Origin of the sequence: Streptomyces sp. XY431 (assembly GCF_001279805.1) — a bacterium.
GTDB classification, from domain to species: domain Bacteria; phylum Actinomycetota; class Actinomycetes; order Streptomycetales; family Streptomycetaceae; genus Kitasatospora; species Kitasatospora purpeofusca.
The window spans coordinates 1-1,610 of sequence record NZ_LGDO01000241.1 but is presented as its reverse complement, the minus strand read 5'-3'; the positions used below and the strand labels follow the sequence as shown (position 1 = coordinate 1,610).

The 1,610-nt window shown below is 72.4% G+C and carries 2 protein-coding genes; both read right to left on the bottom strand.

Annotation, left to right across the window (positions count from 1 at the left end; all coding sequences use genetic code 11):
- Positions 1–9 precede the first annotated feature (9 nt).
- Complete coding sequence (locus ADK60_RS22195; RefSeq protein ID WP_045942655.1) at positions 10–375, bottom strand: hypothetical protein; 366 nt, start codon at positions 373–375, stop codon at positions 10–12.
- A gap of 158 nt (positions 376–533) precedes the next feature.
- On the bottom strand, positions 534–1,436 hold the full coding sequence (gene ypfJ, locus ADK60_RS22190; protein WP_053648372.1) for a KPN_02809 family neutral zinc metallopeptidase: 903 nt from the start codon (positions 1,434–1,436) through the stop codon (positions 534–536).
- Between the last annotated feature and the right edge of the window lie 174 nt (positions 1,437–1,610).

Genomic DNA, 1,610 nt, shown 5'->3' with positions numbered 1-1,610 from the left:
ACCGGGGACTCAGGGGCGGTCCAGGGTGATGGAGTTGATCGGGGTGAGATCGGCGTAGACGCCGGCCTGGGCGGCGATGTCGTAGCCGCAGCCGCCGCCGTTGGAGCCGGTGCACAGGTGGGCGTGGGCACCGCCGGACTGGTTGTTGAGCACCCAGTGCCAGCCGTACTGGTTGCGGAGGTTGTGCGGGCCGTAGCTGTAGAAGACATCGGTCGGCGGCCGGCTGGTGTCGGAGTCCTGGGGGTAGATGCAGACCGCCCCGTACGGACACCCGTCCCAGGAGCCGTCGGCCGCCTGGGCGCCGGAGCTCCCCATCGTGGTGACGGCGGCCGCCGCGAGGGCGAGCGCGGCGAAGGTGTGCATGATCTTGCGCATGGTGGTTCTCTCTCGGTTGCCGGTCCGGCCCGGATTCGGCCGGTGTTCAGCAGCGTAGGAAGCCGCCGCCCTCAGCGGTCCCTGACAAATGACAGGGTGGCGCGGGGCCCGCGCGCACGGCCGGGGCACACAAGCGGGGCGCGTTGCCGGGGCGCGGGTCAGCTCGGTGTCGCGAAGGTGTCGCAGCGGGCCGGGTCGCCGAAGCGGTAGCCGGCGGTGAACCAGGCCTTGCGCTGCTCCGAGGAGCCGTGCGTCCAGGTGTCCGGGTCGATCCGGCCGGTGGACTGCTTCTGGATCCGGTCGTCACCGACGGCCGCCGCCGCGTCCAGGCCCTGGGCGATGTCCTGATCGGTGAGGGTGCGGATCAGCGGCCGCCCGGTGGAAGCCTGCGGGGTGGTGGTGGCGTGGTGCGCCCAGACACCGGCGTAACAGTCCGCCTGGAGTTCGAGCTTCACCGAGGCACTGTTCGCACCCTGCCGGTCGCGGCCGACCTTCTGCATGGTGCCGGTCAGGTTCTGGATGTGGTGCCCGTACTCGTGCGCGACGACATAGGCCTCGGCGAACGGACCGCCGGAGGCCCCGAAGCGGGTGGCCAGCTCGTCGAAGAAACCGAGGTCGAAGTAGGCCCGCCGGTCGGCCGGGCAGTAGAACGGGCCGACCGCCGAACTCGCCGCGCCGCAGCCGGTGGACACCCTCCCGGTGAACAGGACCGTCTCGGCGGGACGGTAGGCCGCCCCGGACCGGGGCAACTGACCGCCCCAGTAGTCCTGGAGGCTGATGGTGACAGCGACGATCCGGCAGTCCTGACGGCTGTTGGCGTCGGCACCGGTCCGGCAGACCTGCTGCACCTCGCCCGCCGTGGTGCCCCGGCCGGACCCCGCGCCCGCGTCTCCCCCACTGTCGGAGAGCCCGAGGACGCTCGGGTCGACACCGAAGAGCACCGCGATCAGGATGGCGACCAGACCGGCCGCACCGCCCCCGACGGCGACCTTTCCGCCGGGGATGCGGCGCCGGTCGTCGACCTGCGAGGTGTCGAGGTCACCCTGATCGTCGAACTGCATGCCTGCCGTCCCTTGTGGTGCCGACGGCGCCCCACGACGCCGCGCGGCCGACCACGGCCGCCCGGCCACGCTAACCGCTGGACCTGCCACCGCCGAGGAAGGACGCGCAGGTCAGAGGCGGTTCTCCACCCTCCCCGGGCGAGGGACCGCTGAACGGACCGGCCCACCCCGCCC

Coding starts and splice junctions, on each gene's coding strand:
- ypfJ (WP_053648372.1), bottom strand. CDS start 1,436: ATGCAGTTCGACGATCAGGGTGACCTCGACACCTCGCAGGTCGACGAC.
- ADK60_RS22195 (WP_045942655.1), bottom strand. CDS start 375: ATGCGCAAGATCATGCACACCTTCGCCGCGCTCGCCCTCGCGGCGGCC.